32 protein-coding genes and 1 pseudogene are annotated in these 26,616 nt (G+C 71.0%); 7 read left to right on the top strand and 26 right to left on the bottom strand.

Features of this window, described 5'->3' with window-relative positions; genetic code table 11:
• Window positions 1–161 precede the first annotated feature (161 nt).
• The 4 genes from KS423_RS09980 to KS423_RS09965 all read left to right on the top strand — a co-directional run bounded on the left by KS423_RS09980 (window position 162) and on the right by KS423_RS09965 (window position 3,202).
• Window positions 162–851: a hypothetical protein gene (locus KS423_RS09980; RefSeq protein WP_224277375.1), complete on the top strand. Its 690-nt coding sequence runs from the start codon at window positions 162–164 to the stop codon at window positions 849–851.
• Window positions 848–1,585, top strand: coding sequence for an SMI1/KNR4 family protein (locus KS423_RS09975; protein WP_224277373.1), 738 nt, complete (start codon window positions 848–850; stop codon window positions 1,583–1,585). The genes KS423_RS09980 and KS423_RS09975 overlap by 4 nt, the downstream gene beginning before the upstream one ends.
• 178 nt (window positions 1,586–1,763) lie before the next feature.
• Window positions 1,764–2,786 carry a hypothetical protein gene (locus KS423_RS09970; protein ID WP_224277371.1) on the top strand — a complete coding sequence of 341 codons (1,023 nt, stop codon included), beginning with the start codon at window positions 1,764–1,766 and terminating at the stop codon, window positions 2,784–2,786.
• Window positions 2,783–3,202: a hypothetical protein gene (locus KS423_RS09965; RefSeq protein ID WP_224277369.1), complete on the top strand. Its 420-nt coding sequence runs from the start codon at window positions 2,783–2,785 to the stop codon at window positions 3,200–3,202. The genes KS423_RS09970 and KS423_RS09965 overlap by 4 nt, the downstream gene beginning before the upstream one ends.
• 83 nt (window positions 3,203–3,285) lie before the next feature.
• Here the strand turns inward: KS423_RS09965 and KS423_RS09960 are convergent, their stop codons facing one another.
• The 4 genes and pseudogenes from KS423_RS09960 to KS423_RS48455 all read right to left on the bottom strand — a co-directional run.
• Complete coding sequence (locus KS423_RS09960) at window positions 3,286–4,482, bottom strand: hypothetical protein (protein ID WP_224277367.1); 1,197 nt, start codon at window positions 4,480–4,482, stop codon at window positions 3,286–3,288.
• Entirely contained in the window at window positions 4,466–4,819 is a 354-nt protein-coding gene (locus tag KS423_RS09955) for a hypothetical protein (RefSeq protein WP_224277365.1), read from the bottom strand. The genes KS423_RS09960 and KS423_RS09955 overlap by 17 nt, the downstream gene beginning before the upstream one ends.
• A gap of 238 nt (window positions 4,820–5,057) precedes the next feature.
• Window positions 5,058–5,378 (bottom strand): DNA cytosine methyltransferase, encoded by a 321-nt coding sequence (locus KS423_RS48460; protein WP_374119930.1) that lies wholly within the window; start codon window positions 5,376–5,378, stop codon window positions 5,058–5,060.
• Between the two features lie 22 nt (window positions 5,379–5,400).
• Window positions 5,401–5,583, bottom strand: a pseudogene (locus KS423_RS48455) (DNA methyltransferase); the annotation flags it as partial.
• Between the two features lie 173 nt (window positions 5,584–5,756).
• On the opposite strand from KS423_RS48455, the gene KS423_RS09945 reads away from it, so the two are divergent.
• Entirely contained in the window at window positions 5,757–6,161 is a 405-nt protein-coding gene (locus KS423_RS09945) for a hypothetical protein (RefSeq protein ID WP_224277363.1), read from the top strand.
• A 90-nt stretch (window positions 6,162–6,251) separates the two neighbouring features.
• On the opposite strand, the gene KS423_RS09940 is transcribed toward KS423_RS09945, so the two are convergent.
• The 13 genes from KS423_RS09940 to KS423_RS09880 all read right to left on the bottom strand — a co-directional run bounded on the left by KS423_RS09940 (window position 6,252) and on the right by KS423_RS09880 (window position 15,877).
• Window positions 6,252–6,827 carry a hypothetical protein gene (locus KS423_RS09940; RefSeq protein ID WP_224277361.1) on the bottom strand — a complete coding sequence of 192 codons (576 nt, stop codon included), beginning with the start codon at window positions 6,825–6,827 and terminating at the stop codon, window positions 6,252–6,254.
• A 44-nt stretch (window positions 6,828–6,871) separates the two neighbouring features.
• Complete coding sequence (locus KS423_RS09935) at window positions 6,872–7,453, bottom strand: hypothetical protein (protein ID WP_224277359.1); 582 nt, start codon at window positions 7,451–7,453, stop codon at window positions 6,872–6,874.
• Window positions 7,450–8,628 carry a DnaB-like helicase N-terminal domain-containing protein gene (locus tag KS423_RS09930; RefSeq protein ID WP_224277357.1) on the bottom strand — a complete coding sequence of 393 codons (1,179 nt, stop codon included), beginning with the start codon at window positions 8,626–8,628 and terminating at the stop codon, window positions 7,450–7,452. Before KS423_RS09930 ends, KS423_RS09935 begins: the two co-directional genes overlap by 4 nt.
• Entirely contained in the window at window positions 8,628–8,858 is a 231-nt protein-coding gene (locus tag KS423_RS09925) for a hypothetical protein (RefSeq protein WP_224277355.1), read from the bottom strand. Before KS423_RS09925 ends, KS423_RS09930 begins: the two co-directional genes overlap by 1 nt.
• A 28-nt stretch (window positions 8,859–8,886) precedes the next feature.
• Window positions 8,887–9,372 carry a hypothetical protein gene (locus KS423_RS09920; RefSeq protein ID WP_224277353.1) on the bottom strand — a complete coding sequence of 162 codons (486 nt, stop codon included), beginning with the start codon at window positions 9,370–9,372 and terminating at the stop codon, window positions 8,887–8,889.
• On the bottom strand, window positions 9,369–11,150 hold the full coding sequence (locus KS423_RS09915) for a type IV secretory system conjugative DNA transfer family protein (protein ID WP_224277351.1): 1,782 nt from the start codon (window positions 11,148–11,150) through the stop codon (window positions 9,369–9,371). Before KS423_RS09915 ends, KS423_RS09920 begins: the two co-directional genes overlap by 4 nt.
• Before the next feature lie 98 nt (window positions 11,151–11,248).
• Complete coding sequence (locus KS423_RS09910) at window positions 11,249–11,677, bottom strand: hypothetical protein (RefSeq protein WP_224277340.1); 429 nt, start codon at window positions 11,675–11,677, stop codon at window positions 11,249–11,251.
• A gap of 21 nt (window positions 11,678–11,698) precedes the next feature.
• Window positions 11,699–12,106: a hypothetical protein gene (locus tag KS423_RS09905; RefSeq protein ID WP_224277338.1), complete on the bottom strand. Its 408-nt coding sequence runs from the start codon at window positions 12,104–12,106 to the stop codon at window positions 11,699–11,701.
• A 191-nt stretch (window positions 12,107–12,297) separates the two neighbouring features.
• Window positions 12,298–13,365 (bottom strand): hypothetical protein, encoded by a 1,068-nt coding sequence (locus KS423_RS09900; RefSeq protein WP_224277336.1) that lies wholly within the window; start codon window positions 13,363–13,365, stop codon window positions 12,298–12,300.
• Window positions 13,366–13,481: 116 nt separating this feature from the next.
• Window positions 13,482–13,985: a hypothetical protein gene (locus KS423_RS09895; RefSeq protein ID WP_224277334.1), complete on the bottom strand. Its 504-nt coding sequence runs from the start codon at window positions 13,983–13,985 to the stop codon at window positions 13,482–13,484.
• Window positions 13,986–14,065: 80 nt separating this feature from the next.
• The gene (locus KS423_RS09890; protein WP_224277332.1) at window positions 14,066–14,563 is read right to left on the bottom strand and encodes a hypothetical protein; all 498 of its coding nucleotides are present in this window, start codon (window positions 14,561–14,563) and stop codon (window positions 14,066–14,068) included.
• Window positions 14,564–14,597: 34 nt separating this feature from the next.
• Window positions 14,598–15,341, bottom strand: a complete 744-nt coding sequence (locus KS423_RS09885) for a hypothetical protein (RefSeq protein ID WP_224277324.1) — start codon at window positions 15,339–15,341, stop codon at window positions 14,598–14,600.
• A gap of 236 nt (window positions 15,342–15,577) precedes the next feature.
• Window positions 15,578–15,877 (bottom strand): hypothetical protein, encoded by a 300-nt coding sequence (locus KS423_RS09880; protein ID WP_224277322.1) that lies wholly within the window; start codon window positions 15,875–15,877, stop codon window positions 15,578–15,580.
• Window positions 15,878–16,105: 228 nt separating this feature from the next.
• Here KS423_RS09880 and KS423_RS09875 point away from each other — a divergent pair, with 228 nt between their 5' ends.
• A complete protein-coding gene (locus KS423_RS09875; RefSeq protein ID WP_224277320.1) occupies window positions 16,106–16,654 on the top strand; it encodes a hypothetical protein in 549 nt (182 codons plus the stop codon).
• Window positions 16,655–16,869: 215 nt separating this feature from the next.
• Here KS423_RS09875 and KS423_RS09870 read toward each other — a convergent pair whose 3' ends face one another.
• The 7 genes from KS423_RS09870 to KS423_RS09840 form a co-directional block, all read right to left on the bottom strand.
• On the bottom strand, window positions 16,870–18,375 hold the full coding sequence (locus KS423_RS09870; protein ID WP_224277318.1) for an ATP-binding protein: 1,506 nt from the start codon (window positions 18,373–18,375) through the stop codon (window positions 16,870–16,872).
• A gap of 23 nt (window positions 18,376–18,398) precedes the next feature.
• Window positions 18,399–18,848 (bottom strand): DUF6238 family protein, encoded by a 450-nt coding sequence (locus KS423_RS09865; protein ID WP_224277316.1) that lies wholly within the window; start codon window positions 18,846–18,848, stop codon window positions 18,399–18,401.
• Between the two features lie 34 nt (window positions 18,849–18,882).
• Window positions 18,883–20,352: an SCO6880 family protein gene (locus KS423_RS09860; RefSeq protein WP_224277314.1), complete on the bottom strand. Its 1,470-nt coding sequence runs from the start codon at window positions 20,350–20,352 to the stop codon at window positions 18,883–18,885.
• 145 nt (window positions 20,353–20,497) lie between these two features.
• Entirely contained in the window at window positions 20,498–21,910 is a 1,413-nt protein-coding gene (locus KS423_RS09855) for an ATP-binding protein (RefSeq protein ID WP_224277312.1), read from the bottom strand.
• A 15-nt stretch (window positions 21,911–21,925) separates the two neighbouring features.
• Window positions 21,926–22,621 carry a hypothetical protein gene (locus KS423_RS09850; RefSeq protein ID WP_224277310.1) on the bottom strand — a complete coding sequence of 232 codons (696 nt, stop codon included), beginning with the start codon at window positions 22,619–22,621 and terminating at the stop codon, window positions 21,926–21,928.
• Window positions 22,621–22,929 carry a DUF6112 family protein gene (locus KS423_RS09845; RefSeq protein WP_063346628.1) on the bottom strand — a complete coding sequence of 103 codons (309 nt, stop codon included), beginning with the start codon at window positions 22,927–22,929 and terminating at the stop codon, window positions 22,621–22,623. The genes KS423_RS09850 and KS423_RS09845 overlap by 1 nt, the downstream gene beginning before the upstream one ends.
• Window positions 22,930–23,008: 79 nt before the next feature.
• Window positions 23,009–24,190: a C40 family peptidase gene (locus KS423_RS09840; protein WP_224277308.1), complete on the bottom strand. Its 1,182-nt coding sequence runs from the start codon at window positions 24,188–24,190 to the stop codon at window positions 23,009–23,011.
• 577 nt (window positions 24,191–24,767) lie between these two features.
• Here KS423_RS09840 and KS423_RS09835 point away from each other — a divergent pair.
• Window positions 24,768–25,514 carry a site-specific DNA-methyltransferase gene (locus KS423_RS09835; protein ID WP_224277306.1) on the top strand — a complete coding sequence of 249 codons (747 nt, stop codon included), beginning with the start codon at window positions 24,768–24,770 and terminating at the stop codon, window positions 25,512–25,514.
• A gap of 86 nt (window positions 25,515–25,600) precedes the next feature.
• On the opposite strand, the gene KS423_RS47965 is transcribed toward KS423_RS09835, so the two are convergent.
• Together KS423_RS47965 and KS423_RS09825 are read right to left on the bottom strand one after the other, a co-directional pair.
• Window positions 25,601–26,095: a DUF5655 domain-containing protein gene (locus KS423_RS47965; protein ID WP_224277304.1), complete on the bottom strand. Its 495-nt coding sequence runs from the start codon at window positions 26,093–26,095 to the stop codon at window positions 25,601–25,603.
• A gap of 18 nt (window positions 26,096–26,113) precedes the next feature.
• Window positions 26,114–26,616 (bottom strand): IS5 family transposase (locus KS423_RS09825; protein WP_224277302.1); only part of this gene is annotated, 503 nt, incomplete at its 5' end.

The following is a 26,616-nucleotide window of genomic DNA, read 5'->3' as shown; positions in this document are numbered from 1 at the left end:
AGACATCCGCACCTGGATCAAGAACTGGAACGACAACCCCACACCGTTCACCTGGACCAAAACCGCAGAGGAGATCCTCGACTCCCTCGCCCGATTCTGCCGACGAATCTCTGGCGCAGGACACTAGCAGCTCGGACCGAGGACCAACGGAAGGACAGACGATGACCGACACCACCGGCCACAACGACGGGCGCACAGCCCAAGAAGTGCGCGAGTACCTGCTCACCCAGTTGAACGACGCCCTGCGTCGCCCGGGGATGTACGGCGGGGAGACGGCACTCAGGCTCTACCTCGACGCAGTGGCGTTCGCGCACTCCTCCGAACAGGCGTGGCAGCAGGAACTGAAGGACCTGCAAACCCGCCGAGGATCCTCCTCCACCGGCATGCGCGGAGCCTTCCAAGATCTCTGGGGTGATGCACACGAGGGCGCCGTGGCCTCGGTCTACGCCGAAATCGCACACCGTCAGGGATGGCTGCGAGTCGACCGGACCCTCACCTCGGCTGAGCACGACGAGATACGTCGTGTCAGCGAGACCTGGTGCCGCAAGGACCGCCTCCTCAGCGACGTCGTCACGGCGTTCGGTCCGCCCTCGGTCCTCTTCGGGGGGAACAACCCCAACTACCCCAAGACGCTGGCCTACGCGACCGACCGACGTGACGACACCCTGCTCTGCTTCCACCTCTGGAACAGCTTCGCCCCGAGTCCAAGCTCGTCGTCGGCCGCTGTCCATGCCGAACCCGTTCTCTGGGCCTTCCAGGACGGCGGCACCCTGTTCACGGACGGCTTCACGTTCACGCCGGAGGGATCCACCCGCCGCTCGCCGCTCCGCGGCTATGCTCCCGGTGCATGACCGCCGCCTCGCCTGAGTCCCCTTCACCGCTCCAGCACCCTGGGATCACCGGAGAGCCGGCGGACGACGACGTGTTGATCGAGAAGCTGCGTACCCGGGCCTGGGATCCGGGACGGCGCTTCGATACGGCGAGGGTACCGAGCGCCTGGATCGCGGAGCGCTACGGAGCTGACTGGTTCGACCGACCCAACCCGGATTTGCGGTCGACGGGTAGCGACGGGACGGTCCAACTCAGATCCTCGACCGAGGAAGTCGCCTCCTACTACGCGGACGCCCCACGCGAGCTGCTGTTCCCGCCCGTCACCATGGCTGAGGTCGAGGCCTTCGAGCGCGAGATCGGTCGGCGCCTGCCCGACGTGCTTCGCCGCATCTACACAGAGGTCGCGGACGGTGGGTTTGGGCCCGGTGGCGGGCTCGCCAGCCTGCGCGAGGGGAACCGGGCACCGAGACACCTGAGCGACTGGCCGTCCGCAGTGAGCGTCCATGAGCAAGATCGCGCGGCGGGTGTGCCAGCGTCCTGGTTCTTCCTGACAGGCGGCGGCTGCACGATGTCCTGGTACGTCTCGTTGCTCGCCGTCGACAACCCGGTGCTGCTCTACGACAGTGACGGCTGGGTTCCCGAGTGGGGCGAGACCCCGCATGACGGCTTGTCCTACGCGACCTCGTCGTTGCGGAAGTGGCTCTGGACCTGGGGCGAAGGCGGCGATATCTGGCGCGAGGTACTGGACCAGTGACTGCTCGTCTCCGCTCCAGCGAAGTGCCGGGATCCTCGTCTCAGCCGCGCCGAACCCGAGATCGAACGAAGGAATAGTGCACGGTCGGAATAACCCCCTCCCGCCAGTAGTGCTCGGCATGCGCGCGGGCTGCTGCCCCGACCCCGAACCCGGACCAGACGGTTCCCACGGTCGCCACTTGATCCGGACCTGGGCCGATGACACTCACGGGGCCGACGAGGTGGAGCCGCACCTAATCCGTAGTCGGCACTACAAGAACGCCACCGACGACGACGGCAACCACCTGTCCGCTGGCGTCGAACGCGACGTCCCCTGGGTGGCCATCGCGCCCGTGGTCCGTGCGATCCGCGTTCTGGAGCGAATCGTCCCTGAGGGCCACCTCCTGTTTGACCTCAACGCCCACCAGTTCCAGTCCAAGCACCGCAAGACCGGTTCCCTCAAGGCATCGGCGATGCGCATCCGGATCGAGGACTTCGTGGCCTGGGCCAACGCCGAGGCCATCGTGCAGGGACTGCCCGGCGAGGTCATCCCGTCCGATCCCCACGGCAGGATCGGCACCGCCCGGTTCCGCACCCTGGCCTGGCACATCGCCCGCCGGCCCGGCGGCCTGGTCGCCCTCGCCATCCAGTACGGGCACATACGCACTGCCCTGGCCGCCGAGGTCTCCGAGGGGTACGCCTCCCGCAGCCGGGGCGGAATCCATCGCATCATCGACATGGAGACCGCACTGGCCGTCGCGGAAACGGCCGCCGGTCTGCGCGAGCACTTCGAGGCGGGCGGGGGCGTCTCCGGTCCCGCCGCCCGACGAGCACTCACCCAGGCCGCGAGCACCCCCAGGTTTGAAGGACGCGAGGTCAAAGCTGACTTCGCCCGCAAACTCCTCGCCCGCGACGGTGCCGTCCTCTACGACAACCCCCACGCACTTCTGCTCTGCCTCTACAAACGCGACCGGGCCCTGTGCGCCAAGGGCGAAGCCCGGGACTCTCCCACCCCGGACCAGTGCGTCGCCGGCTGCGGCAACATCGTCCGCACCGATCACCACGCCGCCCAACTCCGCGAACGTGCCGACATCCTCGACAAGAAGGCCGCCCACACGCCCCAACCTATCGGCGACCGACTACGGACGAACGCGAACCGCCTCCGTTCCTACGCCGACGACCACGACCGCACCCGCATCACCCGCCAGGAGACCCCGGAATGAGCCCCGCCCCCGACGAACGCGAGCGCATCCGCGCGGCTATCGACCGAATTCTCAACGGAGTGCCGGAACACTCCAACGGTGCGCTGACCGTCGTCGCCCTCGCCCAGGAAGCCGGCGTCCCCCGCAATGCCCTCACCCAGCGCCATCTCGACCTGAAGAACGACTTCTACGCCCGCGTCCGTGCCCGCGGCCAGATCCCCGACAGCGAAGCCCGTCTACGCAAGCAGGTTGTCAAGTTGAAGGAACTGCGAGCCCAGGACGCCCAGGAGCTGCGGCAGCTGCGGGCTGACCGGCAGAACCTGGTCCAGGTCGTCAACCAGCTCACCCTGGAGAACCACTGGCTCCGCGAGGCCCTTGCCCAGCCGACAGGCCACGTCCGCGCCCTTTCCGTCCGCCCAGCACCGGAGAACACCTGACGGTGTCCCGGATCAGGTTGACGGTCCTCTCGACTCCGGTGAAAAGCAGATCGGACGCCATCTTGGCCGTAAGACGTGGCATATCACTCAGCAGAAGGCGCTTCGGGGATCGCAATTTCATCGTCCAGCCAGTCACCCCAGAGCATGTTCACAAATTCCTCGTCGAGGAACGGTTCTGGCTTCCCGACGCCCTTCAAGTTGAACCACATTGAAGTTGCGAACACCCCCTCCATGCACAGGGTCACCATCCGATAGAGTCCAATGAGGTGGGGGCTGGTCAGTGTCGGCGAACCGATGTCGAGGAGGTACTTGCGGTAGTAGAACCACCGGACCTTCAGCGACGCGAGTGTTCCGATAAACGGCTCAATCGGCTTGTGCCGAATCCATGCTTCCAGGGCACTGATCAGGTAGTAGAGGCTCCCCAGAAGGTAGAAGGCTGGCCCTCCGAGGCTTACTGCCATCGTCGCGATGAGTGAGGTTCCAAACATCTCTTTCTGGGTGCCGTGTCGTGCCAACTGCAGACTGATCGCCGCCTGGTCGGCGCTGACCTCCTTCCCTGTCGTCGCGTCATGCACGTCATGACGCTCCAACAGGTGACCCAGTTCGTGTGCCACGATGAATGACTCGACCGCGTCGTACGTCGTCCACATAAGGTTCGGCGCAGCAACCAGTCTGTCCCTGATCGGTCCGTGCCGGTCAGGGAACTCTCCCCTGATCACTCGGATCGCCTGGTCGAGGAACGCGTTGACGATCTCCACTACGTCACGGTTGTGGCGCTTGCGAATCTCCTGGAGGCTCGCTGGCCCCCAGGCAGAGCGTTCGTGGGTGCCCGGAGCGAGGTCCATGATGTTGAGGGTCATCTCCATGAAGTACTTGAGTACGTCCATGAAGCCGCGTCCGATGAAAATTAAGTGCAGCTCACGTCCCGGCTGGGCGTAGGAGATGAAATCACGATTGATTGCCTGGCGGGCCGCAACAGGCTTGAAGCCGCTCAGATTTGGGTGGCGGGGATCGACCTCGGCGAGAAGCTCCAGCACGTTCCACTGGAACATGGCGTCACCGTATGTTCGGTAGGAGGCTCGGTCTTTGGCCCAGGAATAGCCGAGGTTGGTGACGAGCTGCGGGTATGCCGCGAGCGTGTCGGTGATGCGCGACAGGATCGCTTCCTCGCTGCCGTCCGGCCACTTATAGAGCTGCCCTCCGGGCACGTCGTAACCGTCTTCAATGGTGATCGCGGCGTTGCGGGCGCGCGCGGCTACTTCGTCAGCGGTCAGTGCCATCGGAAGCATCCGGGCCCCAGTACACCCGGCAGTAGTTGGCGACGCCCGAGCGAACCAGCAGCACCGCGACCGTACCCGCCGGGGTGACATCGAACTGGGTTGCGAGCAGATCTGTGATCGCTCCGATGAGGGCCACCTGGTCGCCGCTCTGGCAGACCTTCTGGATTGCAGTGTTAGTGCAGATAGCCTGCCGAGCGGCCTCTTGCAGCCGCGCGAAGATTTGGGCGCCCCGGGCCAGAGCGTCCTGCGGGAACGCGCCGTGCGCGCTGGAACCCAACTCTTTCAGCAAGGCGTCCTCAGGCAGGGCCATCAGCCGCTCGATCGCTTCGCGTTCCATGGAGTCCTTCCGCCACATCCACTGAGATGAGTAGTGGTCATGGTAGCGACAGGACCCGCATGGCGTGCAGCAGTAGGAGCTTCCTCAACTTTGCCCTGTGCTCGCGGACTTCCGCACCATCCTCATGGCAGCTGCCATGGCTACGCGGCGGATCCGTGCTCGCCGGACCCAGTAAGGCCCGGTTCTCCGGTCGAGCCCTCATCATTGCGCCTGCACCACGCCCCCAGGTCCCGAGATCTCAACACGCTGACTTGACAGGGAAGGCCAGGGTGCCGAGTACGGCGCCAAGTGCCCGCAGATCAGGCTGAGCTGGGTTGTCTCCCAGACACCACGGGCAGCGTTCCACGTCGCCAGCGGAGGCGGCGACGGCGGGAGAGGTGAGGAGACCTCGGACATTCTCGACCACCAGGAGATGCGGGTGCAGGGCCTCGACCGCGCGGGCCACGTGCAGCCAGAGACCGGATCGGGTTTCGGGGTTGAGTCCGGCGCGGCGGCCGGCGACCGAGACGTCTTTGACAGGGGAAGCCCGCCGTGAGGACGCACACCCGCGGAACGTCAGCCCAGTTGACCGTGGTGACGTCGCCCAGGTTCGGCACGTCCGGCCAGTGCCGGGCCAAGATCTTGGAGGCGCCCGGGTCGACCTCGGCGTGCCAGGCGACCCGGCCGCCGAGAGCGGCCAGGACCCCGAGGTCGAGACCGCCGTACCCGCTGCACAGGCTCCCGACCAGCGGCCCGGGGTCGGCGGCAGGGAGCACGGGCGTCATCGCAGGCCCCGAGCGGAGTGAGCGGCAGGTGCCGCCGGTGCCGGTGCAGGGCCGGTAGGGTGTGCTGGAGCAGGCGGGGCGGCGGTGGTCGATCGGCTCAGCGCGGCATGGCGGCGAAGGTCGTCGGACGGTGGTGAGAGGTGCCGGGCGGCCTGGTCCAGGGTCTGAGCGCCGTGGCGGAGTTCGTCGCGGGCGGTTTCGACGGCGGACTCGATTACCCAGACCGCGTCCTTGCGGGCCTCCCGGGCCCAGGGGAGCTGACGAGCCTCGGCGGTTTTGCCGAGGAATCCAAGCTGCTGGGCTACCTCTCCGAGAGCGCCGGAGGCTTCGCTGAGGTTGCTGACGGCTTCGGCGTACGCCATGGCGGCGCGGATCGCGTGGCCGGGCGCGGGCTGCTCGGCGGCGCGGGCGGAGAACTCGTCTCCCAGTTCCCGGATGAGGGTGCCGAGTTCGGCAATCTGTCGGCCGACCTGGACGGCATCGGGAATCCTGGCCGGTCCGGTGGCGGGAAGCAGCGCTTCCTGCTGCCGCAGGGCGCTCGCCCGGGTGCGCAGGGCGATCGACTCCTCGAAGGGTGACTTCACGGGTGGTTCCTGGAGAAGGGGTTGGCGGTGGTGAGGGCGGGCTGCGCCTGCCCAGTCAGCCGCTTGGCGGAAGTGGGGTGCATGTCAGCGGCCCCGGACACGCAACGTCGCCAGCTCGGTGACGCCGGGCGCGGGTACGGCTCGGCCGCGCAGGCTGGACGGCGAGGCCAGCAGGGCGGCGAGTTCGGCCAGGGCGGCGGGCTGGTCGTGGGTGAGCTGGCCGGCGAGTTCCCGCAGCGCGCCAGCGGCGCAGACCAGGGCGCTCTGGGCATCGAGGAGGTCGAGGTAGACGCTCACACCCTCGGTCGGCAGGTGCACCGGGCGGGTCCGGGCGACCTTGTGGCCGGTGGCGATGAGCGCGGAAGAGGCCACGGTGATCGCGTGTGCGATCACGGGCGCGACCAGGGCGTCGCCGAGCACGGCACGCTGGTAGGCGCGGGCCTGATCGGCGTCCAGGCCGCCGGTGTCGCCGACATCGCCGGCGCAGGAGAGGACGTACTGCTGGAGGCCCGCGAGAGCGGCCAGGACGTCGGCGGCCGTTTCGGGGGCGGGCAGGCGACTGGTGGGATTCAGGCGGGCCAGATGCCGGGCGGCATCGGTGAGCTGGTCGGCGAGCGCGTGGAGCTGCTCACGCTCACGCTGACCGGAGACGAAGTCCACGACGGCGGGCTCCCGTGGCGAAAGGGGGAAGGGAAGGGGCTGATTCACCGCGAGCGCGCGGCGGTGGGAGCCGGAGGCGGGGCGGCGGCGACAGCCCCAGCGGGTGGCGCGGCCGGTGCGGGAGCATCGGCCGAGCGGGCCCGGGCCGCTTGGGCTCGCGTGTGCTGGGTGTCGATGATCCTCACGGTCGTCCGGACGGCCTTCCCGGCCTCCGCGAACTCGCTGTGGGCGGTCGCGACCGCTTCCTCGATGACCTGACTCGTGGTCGCCAACACCTGATCGGCATCGGGCTGGCCCCGCAGCGGCGTGATGTGGGTGATCGTGGCCAACTGGTCGGTGACCGCCCCGAGACCCGAGGCCGCCTGGCCCATCCGGTCGACGACCTCGCCGTAGGTCCAGGCCGTGCGCAGCACGTGCTCGGAGGCGGGTTCGACGGCGATCCGGGCGTGGATGGCCTGGCCCATCTCCGCGATCAGAAGGCCGAGTTCGGTGATGTTCTGGCTCACCGAGGCGGCGTCCGTGAGCTGGTTCGGCAGCCGGGCCGAGGAGGGCAGGTGCGCCTGCTGCCCTTCCAGGCGAGCGGCCAGGGACTGCAGGGCGAGGGATTCGCTGACGGGGGTGTTCACGTGGGGCTCCGGTGGGAGTGGTGGGGGCTGGTGTGCTTGTGGACCCGCTGCGGGCCGGGGGCGGGTGGCGGTACGTGGCTCGGCGTCGGGCTCTCGCGGGTTCCTGGTCGGGTAGGGCTTCGGGCGAGCGCGGCTTGGACACGGGCGGCCTGGTAGGTGTCCGGCCGGGGTTGTGATGTGGGAGGGGAGGTGGCGGTGTGCCAGCGGGCCCGCACCTCCTCCAACGGGCCGAGAGCGTGCAGCGCGTGCCCGATCAGCTGCCCGGGGGCGAGCCGCCGGTCGTCGGCGTGGGCGGTGATCTGCAGCGCGACGGCGGCAGCGGCGCGGGTGAGGGAGGAGCGCAGGAGCTGCTCGCCCAGCCACTCGGCCGAACCCGCCGCCCCGTCGCGCAGCACCGGCGCGAGCTGTTCCTCAGTGAGCGTGCCTTTGGCGAGCAGGCCGCGCCGCTGGACCTCCCACAGTGTGGTGACCGGGTCGATCGGTTCGCCCCGGTGGTGGAGCGCGCCGAGGCAGCGGTAGAGCTGGCCGTGGCCGGGATGGGCGAAGTCCTGGGGGCGTAGCCAGTCGAAGACCTCCTTGATCGCGCCGTTCTGGTGGACGAGCAGGGACAGCAGGAACTGCTCGTCGCCCGTCTGTGCCGCCGCGGGAGGCTCGACGGCCGCGGGGAGAGGAGGTGCCCTCGGGGCGGTGGCCCGGGGTTGGGTTCCCCAGCGCGTCGCGAGGTCGTCCAGGACGCCCGCGAGTACGTCGGCCTGGGCGGTGGTGCCGTGGACCTCGTGCTGCCCGGCGTTCTCCCGGGCGACTGCGAGCAGGCGGTCGGCGTGCTCGGCGACGGTGCGGTGGATTGACCCCTCCAGCACCATCCGTCCATACAGCGGTGCGTGGGCGGGGCGCGGGCAGGCGGCGACGAGGGTGTGCAGGTAGGAGGCGGTGAGCCCGCGCACCTGCTGGCCGGCCTCGGTCAGGGTGTCGGACAGCCATGCGAGGGGCACCGCTCCCTCCGTGTCAAGGGCCGGGTGGCCCTCGGCACGGAGCTTGCGCAGCGCGGTGAACAGCGCCTGGTGGCCGGGCCGGTAGAAGTCGCGCGGCTCCAGCCAGTCGAGGCCGTCGAGCTGGCGGGGGTCGAGCAGGGCCGCTCCGAGTACGGCCTGCTCGCCCTGGAGCAGCGGGTTCATCACCGACTCCGGCGGCGCCGGGCGTCGCGGTCGGCGCGGAGCTGGGCGACCGCGCGGTCGGCGGCGGCCCGTGCGGCGGCGAAGCGGTCCAGCTCACCGGTGAACGTCGGGTCGGTAGCCAGGATGGAGCCGTCGCCGGTGATCAGCCACCACTGGCCGCCCCGGCGAACGACCGGCGCACCGGCGAGCGGCTTCGGACGGCCCTGCCGGGTGGGCGAGTTGTCGGACATGGAGAACTCCTCGGGGAGTTGGGCGAATTCAGCGGCGGCGGCGCGTTGGGGTCGAGGCGGCTGATGAGGTAGCCGGCGTCCCGGCCGGCAGGGCCTGGGGCCGGGCGGGCGAGGAGGAGGTGGCAGCACGGACCCTGGCCTCGTCCGGTACGGGGCGGGCGTGGGCGCGTACGGCCTCGGCGGTCGCGGTGAAGCGGCGCCGGGAAGCGTCCAGGCCGGACGGCGGCGCCCATCGGGCGGCGTTGGCGGTGAGCGCCGGGGCGAGGGCGGCGACCTCGTCGGCGGGGGCCGATCCGCAGGCGAGCAACCGGGACTGCGCCGACCACAGGTCAAGGAACCAGTTCCCGTCGTCCAGCAGGACCGCCTGCACATGTGCGGCACCGGGGGCGTCCTGGTAGACCCAGGTGCCGCTGCGCGGCTGGCGCCAGCCGGGCCCGGCGAACGGCGTTTCTGGCCCCGTGAGTTGAGGCGTGGAGCCCGCGTGCTTGAAGACGGAGGCGTTCGAGATCGTCATGCCGCCAGCCCGAAGCCGTCGTGGTCATGGGACTTGGCAAGGGCCCGTTCGGTGATGGCCTTGGTGGCGCGGGCGGAGGCCAGGCCGATCTCCTTGGCGGAGCGCTCCTTGTACCAGGGCTTGAGGTCGAGCATCGCCACCCGCATGCCGGTCGCGAAGAGCAGGATCTTGCCCTTGGGCAGGGCGCGGATCTCGTCGGGCGGCAGGATGCGCTCGGTGCGCATCGACACCGACGTCGACTTGCCGCTGCCGGAGTCGGACACGGAGACGGTCTGCACGTCGTGCTCGCCGATCTGCCTCGACAGCTTGTCCGCGAAGTCGGCGTCGTCAATGCCGCTGCCGATCACCTTGACGGTGGCCGCGGACCAGAGGGCGTCCATGCCGGCTTCTCCCCAGCAGCGCTGGCCCTGGCGGTAGGACTGCAGGATGGTGATCGGGATGACACCCCGGCTGCCGAGATGGGAGTAGAGGTCCGGCAAGTCGCTGATGCGGCACACGTTCGCGGCCTCGTCGAGGACACACAGCGCGGGCGGGTCGAGCCGGCCGCCGTTGCGTTCGGCGACGATGACGGCCGCGCGCATCACCGCGTCGGCCGCAGCCGCGATGATCGCCGAGGCGCTGCCGCCGCCGTCCTTGCTGAGCAGGAACAAGGTGTCGCGGGAGGAGGCGAAGTCGAACGGCTTGAACTCCGCCAGATCCGGGGTGGGGGTGACCCAGGCCGCGATCTCTGGGTCCAGCAGGCAGCTGGCGTACTGCCTCGCGGTTTCATAGATCCCGTCCCTGGTCTCGGTGGCGCCTGTGACGGTGCCCTGGAGCTGGGCGGCGACCGCGTGGTGGCCGGCATCGGTGAGCAGGTCGACGGGGGTGCGGTCGGAGGGGGAGGCGAGCCAGGCCAGCACGTCGGTGATCGGGCGGCGGTGGCTCGCGGCGGCCAGGAACAGCGACCCGAGGGTGTTGCTCGCCGCGGTCGACCAGAAGTCGGAGCCGCTGGACTCGTCCACGCTCGCGGTGACGAAGTGCCCCGCGAGGCGCTTGGCGCCGGCGAGGTCGCGGGCGTCCGCGAGGATGTCCCACCACATCTCGCGCGGGTGGTGCGCGATCTGCTGCGGGTCGAGGGTCCAGACCTTGCCGACCTTTGCCCGAGCATCGATGCAGGTCGTGAAGGCATCGTTGGCGGCCTTGTTGCTCGTAAGCAGCACCGGTCCGGGGGCTGCGAGGATCGCAGGGATCGCGATGCCGCTGGTCTTGCCGGAGCGGGGCGCCATGATGGCGACCATCACGTCCTCCCAGCTAGCGCGGACCTCGGCCCTGCCCGGGGACAGCGTGCCGATGGGGATGCCGCGGTCGGCCGGGGCTATGTCCTTCTCGCCCCTCAGACTCGGGCGCAGGCTGCGGGCCTTGGCGGTGATCTCCTTGTCCAGCAGCGGAGCGATATCCGCCGGGCGGGCCATGCCGCTCTTCGTCCCGGCGCGCCGACGCAGCCACAGGACGAGCACGGTGATGGTGAGGGCAAGGGCGAGCGAGCCAGGGACGACGCGGGCGCCGACCAGGACGGCGGCCGGGCCAAGATGGGGCCACAGCCGGTCGGGGTGAAGGAGGGCCTCGGTGACGTGGAACGGCGCCCAAGGGCCGGACCCGAAGAAGTAGTTGGTGAGGTTGCCGGTCAGCCAGGCGAGGGAACCGAAGGCGAGGGCGGCGCCGACGACGGCGAACAGGATGTAGAGGAGCGCGTCCGTGCCGGAGGTGGTCGACGGCGCGCCGGTGCGCGGGGCGGGCACGAGGGAGTCCAGGAGGGTGCGGGCGGGCGGTGGGCGGGGCGCGCTCGGCTCTCGAACGGATCACGATGCTCTCCACGGGGCTTGGTTGGCGGAACGCTTCAGCGGGTGCGGGCGGCAGGCCGGACCGGCGCCGCCGCTGCGGGCGTACCGGCCTGTGCGGGAGCGGCCATGGCAGGGGCGGAGGGGAAGGTGCGGCAGGCGGCGGCGTGTCGCTGTTCCTCGGTCTGGACGATGCAGTTCTGGCCGACGTACCCGACGATCAGGTGAGGGGCGATTCCGACTCGGTACCCGGCGTCGTCCAGGAGGGTGGCCGCTGTGGAGGCGGCAGCGGGCTGGTCGGCGCCGGGAGTGTCCGGGGGCAGGTGGTAGCAGCAGGAGCTATGGGGGTCGGGTGCGGTGAAGCCGCACTGGCGCAGGAGGTGGTAGATCTGGTCGGGGGCGTCGGTGCGGCAGAAGGCCCGGACCACCCCGTCCGAGCGGCGGACGATCTCGACGTCGGTGCCGAATGCGTCGGCGAGGGTGCGCATCGTTGGTTTCCTTCGGTTCGGTCAGCGTGCGTGCCGGGGGCGGTCGGTGGAAGCCGTTGCCGTGGCCGGTGCCGCGGTCGGCGGGTTCGCGGCGGCGGCCCGGTGGGCGGTGGTGTGGGGGGAGGTGGCGAGGGTGGCGGCCTGGCGGCGGGTGTCCGGCGTGTTCGCGCCGGGCTCGGGCGCGGCGCCTATGACGTCGTGCAGGAGTTCGCGGGTGCGCAGGACGGGCATCAGGTCCGGGTAGCGGGAGGGGCTGGGCTCGGCGGGGCAGGCGGCGATTCCCTCGGTGGCGGCCTCCAGGTCCTCCCGGACGGTGAGGAGTGCCTGGTGCGCGGTGACCAGGCGTGTCCACATGTCGTAGGGCAGGTTGTAGCCGGGAGGGTCGAAGTCCACCCTGGCGCGAGCCGTCTCCTCCAGCCGGACGACCATGCCCGGCAGGGAGTAGGGGTCGGCGGTGGGCGGTGGGATGTAGCGGACCTGGAGCGGCTGATCGCCTTCGGGGGCCGGTCGCCGTGGGCCAGGCGGATGTTGTGCTGCATGGCGGCGCCGACCGCTTCTCCGATCGCCGCGTAGTACTCGGGCACCACGACTCCTTGGGGAGGGTAAGGGGAAGGAACGTTTCAGCGGGTGCGGCCGGCGGGGCTGGCCGCAGCGGCCGGCACGGGTTGCAGCTGGGTGGAGGCGGCGGGCACGCCCGCGGCGGTGACGGTGGGGGCGGTGGTGCTGCGGGCGAGGGCGGCGCGGGTGCGCAGGTCGTCGGCGGCTCGGACCTCGGCGGTGCCTGCCGCGCCGGAGGTGGCGCTGCGCACCTCGTCGACGGCCCCGTCCAGCACTCCGGCGAGTTCGGCGAAGCCGGTGCTGCCGCGCAGGGCGTCGGTGAGATCGGTGATCCGCTGGCCCGCGGTGGTGAGCTGCGCGACGTCGAGCCGGGGGTCGAGGTCGACCTTGTAGCGGGCGGCGCGCAGCATCTCGGTGGCGTGGGTGGCAATGGCGGCCGCGTCGGGGCGGGGCGTGGTGCTGGGCAGCCGGTGGCGGCGGCCGTGCCAGTCGTCGATCTGCTTGAACCCGGCGTGACGGAGCAGGGTGGCCGACAGGTCGTCGCTGGTGCCGGTGGCGACGACGCTGCCGCTGGGCCCGGCGCTGATGGTGATGGCGGGCATCCGGTGGTCCTTGGCGGTGGTGACGGTGCGGGTGAGGTGGCCGAGTTCGGCGGCGATGCGGGTGCACTCGGCCTGCACGTGGAAGGGGTCCCGGTAGGTGCCGTGGATGTATCCGTCCTCGCGTACGACGGTGGCGACGACGTGCACCGAGTGGTCGCCGTTGCGGATCGCGGCCCAACGGCAGCCGTGAGGGTCGCCGGCGGGGGCGAGCCCGGTGGCGGTGACCAGGCGCCGGGCGACGTCGGCCCACTGGGCGTCGCTCAGGTCCGGGTGGTGGGGATCGGAGCGCACCGAGCACATCCACACCGGGTACTCGGGCGCCCGGGCGCCGATCCGTAGGGCGGGGGCGTCCAGCACGCCTCCGCCGAGGACCTCGTGCGGGTCGCCGAACAGGGGCAGCTGTTTGTCGGCGCCGCGGTAGTCGGCTCCGATCAGCCTGGGACGCAGCCGGCCGTGGGGCTCGTCCAGGCCGTAGAGGGCGGGGATCAGCGCGGCCGTGGTGGTGGCGCGCTGCAGGTGGGCGATCACGGCGTCCCCTCTCGGACGGCGGGCGGGCTGACGGGGACAGAATCCGGTGATCCGGCGGTTTGGCCCGGCCGGAAGGCAGTGGTAGAGGGCAGCCCGGCCGGGCGTTCACGGGAGCGTCAGTGCCGAGAGGTGAGCCCGTGTTCACGGGCGAAGTCCTCGCAGGCCCACCGGGCGAACCGCTGGTCGTTGTGCAGCCGCGCCCAGCGGCCGTCCCGGCGGATGACGGTGGCGACGAGGTCGAGCCGGTCGCAGGCGTTGCGCAGGGCCACCCACCGGCACGCGTCGGGGTCGCCGTCCGGCTCGATGCCAGTGGCGTCGAGCACCTTCCACGTCAGCTCGAACCACCAGTCGTCGCTGAGCGCGCCGTTGCTGCGTATCGAGCAGTGCCAGGTCAGACGCCGTGACGGGGTGTGGCCGGTACGGGGCTTGCGCAGCACCACCGGCTCGTCCAGCAGCGCCGCCAGATCCGGCAGGACGACGTCCTCGTCGGCGGGCGGACCGGGTGACCACGACGCCAGCAGGTAGGACTCGAAGCCGGGATCGTCGTCGTACAGCGCGGCGAGCAGGCCGGAGGTGCTCTCGGTGCGCCGGACGGTGCAGTACAGAGGGGAGGCGGGCATGGATGGGCTCTCGTGAATCGCTTTTCAGGGGAGGGAGGTCGGGAGCGGTGCCCTGCACTCGGGGCAGGGCGCCGGAACAGTCAGACGAAGGGGTTCTCGGTCGGCCGGTCGGTGTCCACGGCGGCCTCCAGCAGCTCGGGCAGGTCGCCGGGTTCGCTGGCGCGCTGGTCGATCCACCAGCCGGCGCGGGTGATCGTGCGCGCTTGGTCCTCGATCCGTTCCCACTCGGGTTCCGGCATGCCGGAGTCGAGGACGAGGGCGGTGTAGGCGGTGGCGAGGACCTGATGGCGGCAGCGCACGCCCCATGCCGTGCCCTTCTCCGTGCCCTCCAACGGCGGCATCCGGAACTGCTCGGACCAGGCTTCCGATTCGGCCTGCTCGGCGGCGCGCTTGGCCTCCAGCCACGCCGTCCTCTCGGCCTCGTCGCCGGTCTTCGCCGCGCGCCAGCAGTCGGTGCACTCCTGCTTGGCCAGCCACTGGGCGAAGCCGGCCCGGCGGTCGGCCGGACGGTCACCGAGGTCGCGCTCGGCCCCGTGCCCGCACGCGTGGGTGATCTGCCAGATTTTCTTCACGGCCATGTGCTCTGCTCCTTGGTGGTGGGGGTTGGGGTGGTCAGCGGGCGCGGGCGAAGGCGATGCGCGGGTCGACCGCCGCCGGCGGCGGGCTCACGGCCACGGTGGGTGCCTTGAGCGCGGCCTCGTCGACGCGGAACTTGTGCGTGGTGAACGCCTGGCGGACCTCTGTGCGGTGGGCGGTGACGTCCTCGGCGAGCTGGGGCTGTATGGCGACCTGGAAGTGGCCGCGTCGAAGTCCCATGACGGTGTGGGCTACCACGTCGAGCGACTCCGCCCGGGTACCCGCCGGGGGGAGGTAAACGTCCAGGTCCCGGTGGTAGCGCCAGCCGTCAGTGTCCAGATAGATGCCCGGGTTGAAGGGCAGGTCGTCGTTGACGGCGGCGACGATGCCCAGGCTCGGGTGCTCGGCGATGGCGACGTCCGGTCCGGCGCTCGGCGCGGGAGCGTGCTGCGGCCCGGGGACCTCCGGTGCGGCGTGCGCCTGCTGCTCCTGCGCCCGGTGCTGCCGGTCGGTGTTCTCCGGGGCCAGCGACATGTCGGTGTCGACGCGGTAGCCGGCGCCGGTGAGGAGCTTGGCGGCCCAGGCGGCGCGCTCGGGGGCTTCGCGGTGCTGGTCGGTGAGCGTGAAGAGCTTGGGGTTGCCGGGCAGGCGCTGGAAATCGAGGCGCTCCAGCATCCACTGGGCGGCGGCCGACTGGGTGGGCAGGGAGGCGACGATGCCGTGGCTCGGGTGGTGCCCGATGGCGACGTCGGGCAGCTGGGTGGGTTCGGCGGCAGGCACGGTGGGGCTCCGCTTCGCTGGTACAGACAGGGGCGGCCGGGGTCGTGAGGTCGGCTTCCGGCGGAGCTGATGATGCGGAGAACAGGGAGTTTGGCCCGGCTGGAATCTGCTGGTAGAGCGCATGACCGCCGGGCCGAGCGTCTCGTGTCCTGACACGGCGGCTGGATGGACGTGCCGTTCACCGCGTTCAGCCATCCGATCAAGCGGGGCAGATTTGTTCGCGGTCCGGAGGCCAGTTAGGTGCCGTCCGCCGAGGAGCAGCCCATATCCTTGGCCAGTTGCAGGCGGCGTCGACTGTTGACCCGGCCCATGTGCACCGGAATGCCCCGGTCGACTGCCTGTCGGGCGACGCTCTGGACACCCGGGCCGAGCTTCCATTCAGTACTGCCGCCGATGAAGAGCACGTCGGTTTGGTCCCAGGGGATGAGGCCGACGGCCTCGGAACCGTCCTGGGCCACGAAAGCTGCCGGCACGCCCAGGCTCCTGATCCGGGGCAGCCAAGGCAAGGACATCGTCAGGGTGGCGACGGCGGCCATGGGCTCGTCGGGAGCTACCGCGTAGAGGCACCGGTCAGGGCTGTAGCGGTTGATCGTGGTGATGAGCCAGGTCCACCACCGATCGCCGCCGGGCCAGCCTGACCCGGCGTGCGGCGGCTGGTGCGCGCCCGCCTGAAATGCGGGTCACACCGGTTGTCGCGAAGTCTTGACACTGCGTCACGGACTCAGAACCCTGGTGCTGTACTCCAGGGACGTGAGGGACACGGCATGCCATGGGTTGACGAGGGTGGGCGCCACCAGGGTTTCCCGGTGGCGGTGTTGGCGGACGGCAGCGAGCCGACGCCGTTGCCGGACGGGCGCACCACCTGGTGGCTCTACAACGGTGCGGATGGTCCTCGGGCCGCTGCGGTGCGCGGCGGTTGCAGCTGCGGCTGGCGGGGTGAGCGGGTGCACCCGTTGGACTTCGGTGACGACGAGGCGACCGAGGCGGTGGGCGAGGCCACCGGGCCGTTCGCGGACTGGGAGTGGCACGTCGACCTGGCCGAGGGTGTGGTGCCGCGCGAGGTCGAGGAACTGGTCGCGGCGCTGGTGGACCGGATCTGCGACCTGACGGAGAGTAGGCCGTACGCCGCCGTCCGTGCGGCCGCCCGGTTCGAGCGAGCCGCCGGTTCGACCGCGCTGCTGGCCGGCCGCAAGGCCCGCAGCAACCTGATGACCTGGGAGTACATCGGCCGCGCCTTCGGCTGCGGGCCGGAGGAGGCGCTGGAGCGGTTTGGCGAGACGCTGCACGACGTCGACCGGGGTGATGAGGCGTAGGTCGTCAGTCTTCACGCGTTGGGCAGGCGAGATCGGCGGCGTCCCCGGGCCGACTCTCCTGGGGACGCCGCTGTTTGAGCCACGCAAGGTGAACAACTACCTGTAGAAGCAGCTCGCCTTCGCCAAGCAGCGCTGAACTGCTGCCAGGACACCACAGTTTGGGTGTCGCAACGGGGTTCTGTCCCATCGGAGGGTGGGCATAGGCGGTGCCCGGTCTACGCGGCCATGCGGAAGTCGGTGTCGTATAGCGCCCGTTCGCGGCTGTGGAGGAGGTGCTGGACGATGAAGCTGAGGCTGGCGACCTTCCACAGGCCCCGGCCCCGGGTGAGGGCGGCGATGGCCTGGGCTTCGACGCCAGTGAGGCCGAGCAGGGCCATGGCGGCGGGGATCTGGTCTGGCTCCTGGCGGTAGATGATCCGGGTCGAGCAGTCGGCGAGAAGGCCCTCGGCCAGGACGCGCCCGCGCGATCCGGCGTCGCCGGCGGATAGCAGGTCGGACAGCCGGTGCAGGATCAGCAGGTTGGCGATGCCCAATCCGCGGCTGAGCTTCCACTGCTGCTGCATGCGCTCCAGCAGGCCGACGTGGCGCATGATCCGCCACGCCTCATCGTAGATGACCCATCGCCTGCCGCCGGCGGGGTCGGCGAGGGCGGCCTCCATCCACGCGCTCGCGCAGGTCATCGCGAGGACGAGGGCGGTGTCGTCGCCGCTGCTGCCGAGACGGGACAGGTCGATGGAGAGCATCGGCGCGTCCGGGTTGAACGTGACGGTGGACGGCGCATCGAACATCCCGGACAAGTCGCCGTGGACCAAACGACGCAGGGCGTGGGCCAAGTCGTCGGTGGCGTGGCCGAGGCTTCCGGCCTGGCCGCCGAGGGCGGCGTCGAGGCGGTCGGGGCGGCCGAGGACCTGGGCGATGTCGCCGAGCAGCGGCACCGTGCCGACAGCGTCGGCGTCGGCGACGACCAGGTCCAGGGCGACGTCGAGGCCGGTGTGTTCCATCGGCAGCAGGTCGCGCTTGAGCACGGTGGCCGCGAGGCTGGCCAGCAGCAGAAGTCGGCGCTTGCGGACCTCGGTGGTCCAGTCCTCCTCGCTCACCCCGTTCGGGCGCTGCGGGGCGTCCAGCGGGTTCAACTTCCCGGGGAGTCCGGGGCCAAGCGCGATGGTCTGACCGCCGAGTGCCTCGGCCAGACCTGACCACTCGCCCTTCGGATCGGAGGGGACGTAGATCTTGTACCCGTGGGCGATGGCGCGGGTGGCGATGGACTTGGCCAGCGCGCTCTTGCCCATGCCGATGACGCCGCACAGGATCGCGTTCGGGTTCGTGAACCCCTCTATTCGGCCGGAGTTGTAGAGGGCGAACGGGTCGTAGCAGAAGGACCCTTCGGCGTGGAGGTCGCGGCCGATGAAGATCCCCTCGGCTCCGAGGCCGGCCTCCGCGAGGAACGGGTAAGCCCCCGAGGCGGTGGCGGTGGTCAGGCGGTGCTTGGGCAGGCGGAGCTTGCCGCCGCGGGCGGAGGCAGGACCCGGGCGGCCCGACACCGGGTAGGTGGGCCGAAGTTCGGGGTCGGTACCCTCGTGCTCGCGGCGCACGGTGGGGGCGGCGGCGAGGCGGGCCTTGGTGCGGGCCTCGGCGAACCTGGCACGGGCGGAGCGTCGGTCGGATCGGGTGCTCTTGCGCGGGACGAACATGTGGGAGGCGGTGGCGCGGTTCCTGGGCATGGTCTCGAATCCGGGGTGAAGAGTCAGCGGCGGACGAGGCCGGTGAACGGGGTGTGCAGGTCGGCGGGGGTGGTACGGCGGCGCACCAGCTGCGCGGTCTCCTGGTGGCGGCGGCAGATGCTCAGCTCCGGTGCGCCCTCGGGCAGGCGGGCGCGGCAGGCTTCAGGACTGGGGATCTCGCCGCTGCCAGGGCGGGGCGAGGCGTGGTAGGCGGCGTGGAGGTGGTCGGCGGCCTGCCACAGACGGGTGCGCGCGGCCTTGAGGTGGTCGCCTTCGGCCGGCAGCAGCGGCGCGGTGCGCTGGGCGTGAGCATCGAGGAGGCCGTGCAGCGCGACCACGTGCTCGTGGAGCGAGTCGAGTTCGGCGCGTGAGGCGACCAGCGGGCCGGTGGGGATGTTGAGTGCGCGGTGGAAGTCGATCGCGGCGGTCGCGTACGGGACGAAGTCCTGCGCGACGGGGATGGTGGCCGGCATCAGGGTGCTCTTTCGGAGGGAGGGAGGTCCGGCATCAGGCGGCGAGGGCGAACGGCAGCGCGGAGGCGGTGAACGCCTCGGCCTGCTGCCAGGTGAGCGGGCGCAGGTCGAGCTGGGCGCCCACGGCGGCGGTCTCCACAACGGCGCAGGCGGAGCGCAGTTCTTCCTCGGTGTCGGCGGAGACGGTCAGCAGCCCGGTGAGGGCGACGTCGGCGTGGCCGGCGATCAGTTGCCGCTCGCGGTCCTGGACGTCCTGGTACTCCACCGAGTCGGCCTCGTTGGAGACCTGGCCCTTGCGGGCGCGCTCGGCCGAGTCCGCGATCACGGAGGCCTTCTTGCGGCGCACGTCGCGCAGCGCCGAGTCGAGATCCTGCGGTTCGTAGGAGAGGGAGATGGTGCGCCGCACGCCGGAGGCGAACATGACCTGGTGCAGGAAACCAGGGTTGACCTGCGTCCTCGGCCAGTTCTCCACCCAGTAGGTGGTGTGGTGGGCGGAGTCGGTCGAGATGTGGTCGGCCTTCTCCACCACGACCACCGGGCCGGCGGCGGCCGGGTCGGCGGCCGGACGTCCGTCCTCGGACCAGCGGTCCAGCGCCGCACGGGACTTCGGGTCGTAGGCGGTGCGGGCGACGGCGGCGATCTCGCCGGCGGACAGCCAGCCAGCCGGGGTGAGACCGGCGGTGCGGGCGGACTGCTCGAACGCGGAAGTGAGCTGGGCCAGGACCGCGAAACCACCAGTCAGGCCGCCTCCTGCCTGGTTGATCAGCCGCCGCGCACCCTTGAAGTCCAGGGCGATGGCGACGTAGGCCTCGTGCGGGGCGGCGGCCGGGCCGGCGCCCCGGATCAGCTCCCCGTACAGCTCGCCCGCCAGCGGCGCGTCGGGGCGGCCGTGCTCCTCCCAGTACCGGCGAAGCGCGTCACCCGTGTCCGGCACGGTCCGCTCGAGCACCTGGATTCGGGCGACCTGGCCAGTGCGGGCGAGCGCCGCCAGCGCGCGCCCCCACCCGTTGACGTTGGCGTTCTGGGTGCCGGGGTCGAGCAGCGCGTAGGCGCGGCTGCTCACCCTGACGATCGCGGCGAGGGTGCCGGTGTGCGGGTCGTGGACGGCGCCGTAGCGGCCATCGGGCGCGGTGACCACGCGCAGGCTGGCCGCGCTGCCGGGCAGGTGGAGCAGGCCTTCGCGCACCGGGCGGGAGGAGGGCCGGGTGAGCCAGACCAGCTGGCCGCGCAGGCGCCGCAGGCCGTAGCGGGCGGCGACGGGCGCCCAGTCGGCGAGGGTGCGGCCCCGGTAGCGGATGAACACCAGGGCGGCGACACCGGCCCACAGGGGTATGAGCTGCAGGGCGCCGGCGACGCCCCGGGTGACGAGCACGGCGAGCAGCAGCAGGCCGGTGGCGGCGCAGGTGGTCAGCTGCGGGGCGCTCAGGCCAAGAAGGATGCCGCGCTTGGAGCGGTGGGGAAACTTGACGGACGCAGGAGCGGTGTCGGGCGTCGAGGAGGACATCGTGGTTCCAGAGGGGTGAGCGAGCGGGCGGCGGGCGGGGGGCGCGGCACTCTTCTGGACGTCATCGCAGGGGCTCCTTCGCTGGTGGTTGGGGCCCTGGGGCGGGCGGCGGGCTGCCGCCCGCCCCAGGGCATGGGGGTGCCGGTCAGGAACCGGGCTGGGTGGGACCGTTCGGGTAGACGAACCGGGTCGGCTCCGGAGCTGGTGTTCCGGCCGAGTCCGGTCCTGCGCCCGCCGGTGCGTGCGGTGCCGGGCCACCGGGGTTCGCCGGGGCCGTCGAGACGCCCGGCACGGATGGTGCGGAGGGCTGGGCCGCGACGCCGTCCTGGCCGCCGCCGGAGGCCGGCTGGCCACCGCTGCTGGCGGGGGAGGCCCGGGTGATCAGGGCCGGGATGCCGGGCCGAGTGACCAGGGCGCGTCCGCGGTCGCCGAGGGCGCTCGGGTCCTCGCCGAAGCGGAACTTCGTCGGCTGCTGCGCGGGGCCAGCGTCAATCCCCTCCTTGCTGATCCGACCGGTCGGGTCGATGCCAGAGGCGACACCGCCACCTCCCACGCCCGGGACCTGGGCCGGGCCCTGCGGCGCCGGGACGCCGGTGCCCATCTGCATGGCCAGGGAACCGGCGGTCTTCGCAGCCCCGGCCGCGACCGCCATGCCGGCCATGCCGGTGCGGTGCGTGTCGTCGTGGCCGCTGCCGTCTGTCGCCCAGTGGACGAACTTGTAGACGGCGTAAGGGCACAGCAGCACCAGCACCATGATCACGACACCAGCCATGGCGTCGGACAGGGCGGCCATGCCGTCCTTGGCGTCGGTCTTGCCGAGGGCGGATACGCCGACGAGGAAGACCACCGTCATCAGCAGCTTGGAGACGATCAGGGTGGCGGTGGCCTCGATCCAGCCGCGCCGCCACCGCTGGGCGACCTCCCAACCGCCGCCGGCACCTGCGAACGCCGCGAGCACCACCAGGATCAGCACGCCGACCTTGCGGGCGACCATCACGCCCCAGTAGAGGAACGCGCCGATTGCGCTGCCGACCGCGACCAGGGCGGGGATCGCCCAGCCGAGGGCGAACATGGGGCCGAACTGGCTGACCTTGATCATGCGCCTGATGGCGTCGGCGACGCTGGTGTGCGCGGCTTGGAACAGCCCGGCCGACAGGGCGTCGACCACGGTGACCGCGACCGCCGTGAAGCTGATCGCGCCGAAGGCGAACAGGACGCCGGTCATCGTGCCCCAGCCGGCCTTGGCCAGTGCCCGTTCGTCCCGCCGCCAGGCGGCCAGGACCAGCTGGGCGCAGAAGGTGCCCACGGTCAGGATCAGCCCGATCGGCAGGATCAGCTGGTAGTTGTCCCTGAACCACGGCGCGGACAGGTCGATGGCCGTGGTCTCGTCGACCGCCTTCGCGCACAGGTCGACGGCGCTGGCCGCCAGCTCCCCCATGCTCTTGGCGATCCACGCGCCGATGCCATCGGTGATCGACTTGCCCGGGTCGCTGACGAAGTTGATGCCGTCCACGACGTTGCAGACCTGGGCGACCATCGGGAGATTGCAGATATCCACGAGGAATTCCCCAGGTCAGGGCGCCACGGCCGGCAGCACACCGGCCAGAGCGCACGGGCGGTCAGGACGGCACTGGACGGCGAGGGTGGCCGAACGGTCCTCGGCCCCGCCCTGCGGGGCTCCGTCCCAGGCGATCGACTGCTTCCCGGAGACGGTCACGGCGTAGACGTACGCCTGCGTGATCGCCCCCGGATCGGCCTGCAGCGCCTTGGTGAACCTGTCCGGGAAGTGCGCCCCGTCCGTGGTCGCGGTGGCGAACTGCCCGGAGTCGGCCATCCGCCCCCACAGCACCGGGGAGGGCACCAGGCGGTCGACCGAGTCGGCGTCGAGGTACTGCCCCTCGTTCGTCAGCCACCGGTGGAGGAAGGCCACCAGCTCCGGCTGGGAGGAGGAACGGGTGTCGTACGACCACAGCGCCACCGCCGCCGCCTTCGCGAACGCGATCGGATCGTGCGTCGAGGGCGGACCCGGCAGCTCCTTCGGACGCCCGCCCGGCGACGGCGAAGCCACCGGCGCGGAGGGTGCGGCTGAACCCGCAGCCGCCGCAGCCGGGTTGGCGGCATCGCGCCCGTCCAGGGTGACGTAGGCCAGCACGCCAGCGAAGACGAGGAGCACCACCAGGACGAGCGAGCCCAGCAGTGCCCGGCGGCGCACCAGCGCGCCGCCGGAGGCACCTGGGCGAGGGCCCGAGATGAAGGGACGTTTCTGCATCACTTGACCTGGCTTCCGAGCGTCGAGAAGAACGACACGACGCCGTTCGCGGCGCCCAGCAGCAAGGCGGCGCCGGCCGAGACGAGCACGCCCTTCTTGCCGTTGGCCTCCGCCTGGTGGCCGCCCGAGTGATGGCCCCAGGCCCACACCCCGGCGCTGACGGCCAGGGCTCCGACGACCGCGATGATGCCGAACAGATTCAGCGAGCCCATCACCTGCTTGAGGACCGAAAGGCCGGGCAGGCCACCCTCGTTGGGGGTGATGCCGGGGTCGTAGGCGAGCTGTACGACTGCGTCCGCGAGATACAAGGGAAGCTCCAGAGCGGTTCAGGGCGCACGAAGGCAGCCCAAAGAAAGGGGGAGGAGAGAGGGGGAGGAGAGGGCGCGGTCAGGCGACCCGGCGGGCGGCGAGGATCTCCGGCCGCCACGAGGCCAGGGTCGAGATCTTGACCACGTCACCGGTCTTCGGCGCGTGCACGATCAGCCCGGAACCGATGAACATGCCCACGTGCTCCGGCACGGCGGCGGTGCCCCGGGTGAACAGCAGGTCGCCCGGTTTGAGCGCGTCCGCCGAGACGGCGGTTCCCTGCTTAACCTGGTCGTACGTGGTCCGCTCCAGCGAGACGCCGGCCGAGCGGTAGGCCATCTGCATCAGCGAGGAGCAGTCGCACCTTCCCATCGGGTCCGCACCGTGCGAGTTCGCGCACGTGCCGCCCCACTGGTACGGCGTGCCGAGCTGGCCGAGCGCCCAGCGGATTGCGGTCTGCACCGGCTGCGGCGCATCGGCCGGGATCGCGTACCCGTTAGGCAGCGAGCCCGCGGGAATCGTGCCGAAGTCGCTGCCGTCACCGCCCGCCGTGGGCGTCCCGCAGCCGCTGCCCGCTGCCGGGCTGGCGCTCGCGCCGGCCGTTGGCGTCGGTGCCGGCGTCGGGTTCGCCGTGGGCGTGGCGCTGGAGGCGGGGGCGAGCATCGGCGCGAGTGCCTTCTGGAGCGCCTCCGCCAGGGGCTGCCACTTGGCGTAGGCGTCGGGGAAGCCGGAGCGCTGCACTGCCTGGGCGGCCTGGGTGACGGTCATTGCCTCCCAGCCGCTGACCTTCTGCAGCGCCTCGTAGAACTTCGTCGAGGCGTACACCGGCTGCATGATCTGCTCCGGCGTGCCCCAGCCCTGCGAGGGCCGCTGCTGGAAGAGGCCCAGCGAGTCCCGGTCGCCGCCGTTGATGTTGCGAAGTTCGCTCTCCTGCAGCGCCGTTGCCAGAGCGATGACCTGCCCGCGCACGGGGATGTGCATCGCGACACCGGTGGCCTGGATGGTCTTCGCGTTGGGGATCTGCTCGGCGGGCTTGCTCAGCCCGGCGACGGCCGGAGCCGACAGCGGACTGGAGCCCTTGAGGATCGCCTCGACCTGCGCCGCCACCGCCGTGGAATCCACACCCTGTGGTTTTTCGTCTGATGGACAGGAGTTGGACGTGGAGGCCGAGGCGTTGCCCGCGCCGACGATCGCGACGGGCAGGGCCAGCACCAGCGGACCGGCGGCGACGACGCCGACGAGCGCACCGACCGTCTTCTTCACGACGGCCCCCGGTCACCGGGCAGCGGCCAGACGGGCAGCAGGGGCGGATGAGGGCATGGGTGTGCCAGGGCGTGCTGCATCGCAGCGGCTCCTCGGGGATTCGTAGGAGAACGCGGTGCCGGCCTCTCGTGCGAAGAAGTCGCCGGCACCGCGCCGGTGGTGAAGCCGCCCTCGTTCAGGGCTGGGCCCGGGGCAGGGGAGTTGGTTGCTCCAGGACGCCGGTCTCGGGTCACGCGCGGCAGTCAGCCGCGCTCGTAATCTCAGCCGGAACACGACGGCACCTCTCGGGAACGGGGGAGACGAAGACGCTGCCCCGCGCGGCTCCGTGCGCACGGGGCAGCACGGATCAACACGCTCCGGGCCTGGGCCGTTTGGCCCGCTGCCCGGTTGGCATGGCGAGACAGTAGACGCGAAAGTCGGCCGCACCAAACGACCCCCAGCCGGGCCCCGAAGCCTTGAGCCGCTCATTAGGTACGGCCGCCGATCGCGGCTACCTTCCCCGGCATCCCCGCTCCCGGCGGCTGCCGCCGGGCGCCGCCCGGAGCGGGCCCAACCACCGTGCCCCGAAGGAAGACCCATGAGCTACCAGCTGCACCGCGGCGACGCCCTCACCGTGCTGAAGAACCTCCCGGACGAGTCCGTCAACGCCGTCATCACCGACCCGCCGTACAACAGCGGCGGCCGGACCAGCTCCGAACGCACCAGCCGCGACGCCCGCGCCAAGTACGTGACCAGCGGCAGCATCCACGACCTCAAGACCTTCCCCGGCGAGAACCGCGACCAGCGCTCCTACCGCTCCTGGCTCACCGAACTGCTCACCGAGGCGTACCGGGCGAGCACCGAGCACGCGGTCGCGATGGTCTTCTCCGACTGGAGGCAGGAGCCCACCACCAGCGACGCCCTTCAGATGGCCGGCTGGACCTGGCAGGGCACCATCCCCTGGATCAAGCCCGCCAGCCGGCCCCGCAAGGGCGGCTTCAAGCAGAGCGCGGAGTTCATCACCTGGGGCGTCAAGGGCACCCTCGACAACAGCCGCGACCTCTACCTGCCCGGCCACTTCACCGCCTCCCAGCCCCGCAAGGACCGCGTCCACATCACCCAGAAACCGCTGGAGATCATGCAGCAGCTCGTCCAGATCTGCCCCGAAGGCGGCACCGTCCTCGACCCCTTCACCGGCAGCGGCTCCACCGGCGTCGCCGCCCTGCGCGAAGGCCGACGCTTCGTCGGCGTCGAACTCAGCCCGCACTACGCCGACGTCGCCGAACAGCGGCTGCGCGCCGAGCTGGCCCAGGACGACTTCGTACTCGCGGGACCGGAGGCGTGAGCGTGAGAACCATCACCAGGGCGCGCGGCCGAAGACGTGAAAAGGGCGGCTGGAGCACCAGACTCCAGCCGCCCTTCCGGCGTCCCTCAGGACTCCTCGACCGCCCGCCGGATCAACGGCACGGCCTTCTCCACGTCCGCGGACGAGACGATCCGCACCTCCAGGTCACCCGTCCCCAGGTGCCCGATGCCCCGCACGTCGCGGGTGAAGCCCTCCTCCAACTCCACCGTGTCCGGGTCCAGCCGCAGGTACACCAGGATCGCCCGGTGCGAGACGGAGGGCCGGAAGATCACCGACGCCACGTTCAGCATCCGCCGGTAGACGATGTAGTGCTTGAGCACCACCACCTCCAGCTCGCCCGCCGCGGTCAGCACCTCGTCCAGCTCGCCGTACAGCTCCCGCAGGCAACCCGGCACCTTCACCTGGGCGACCCCCGCCAGAACCGCGACCACCTCCGGCTCACCGCTCGCCTCGTAGGCCGGAGCAGCCGGCACCGACGAGGCACCGGAGGCGGAGAAGCCCGGAACGGTCTCGACCAGCTGCAGCGTCAGCAGGTCCGGACCGAAGACCCGGTAGTGCACTAGGTTCTGTCCGGTCGATCATGAGCGGAGCCAGATGGCCAGTGCGGCGACCGTGACCGTGCCGAGGAAGACGTAGACGCGTTTGTCATATCTGGTCGCGACGGCGCGGAAGTTCTTCAGTTTGTTGATCGCACGCTCGACGACGTTGCGCTTCTTGTATCGCTCTTTGTCGAATCCGGGCGGCCGGCCGCCGGCGCTTCCCCACTTGCGGCGATTCGCCGCCTGGTCGGCCTTCTCGGGGATGGCGTGTCGGATCGATCGTCGCCGCAGGTAGCGGCGGGTCCGACGGTTGCTGTACGCCTTGTCGGCACTGACGCTGTCGGGCGTGGTGCGAGGCCGGCCGGTCGTCAGACGTGGAACCCGGATCTTGTCCATGACGGGCTCGAACTGGGTACAGTCGGCGCGCTGCCCCGGCGTGACGACCAGGGACAACACCCGACAGCGCCCCTCCGCACTCAGGTGGATCTTGGTGGTGTGGCCGCCCCGGGATCGCCCGAGGGCCTCGCCGGCCGCACCACCGC

The organism is Streptomyces sp. LS1784 (genome assembly GCF_020103755.1).
Taxonomy (GTDB): Bacteria; Actinomycetota; Actinomycetes; order Streptomycetales; family Streptomycetaceae; genus Kitasatospora.
Note: the sequence above shows the minus strand (reverse complement) of the source record. Positions and strands in the feature narration are given on the sequence as shown.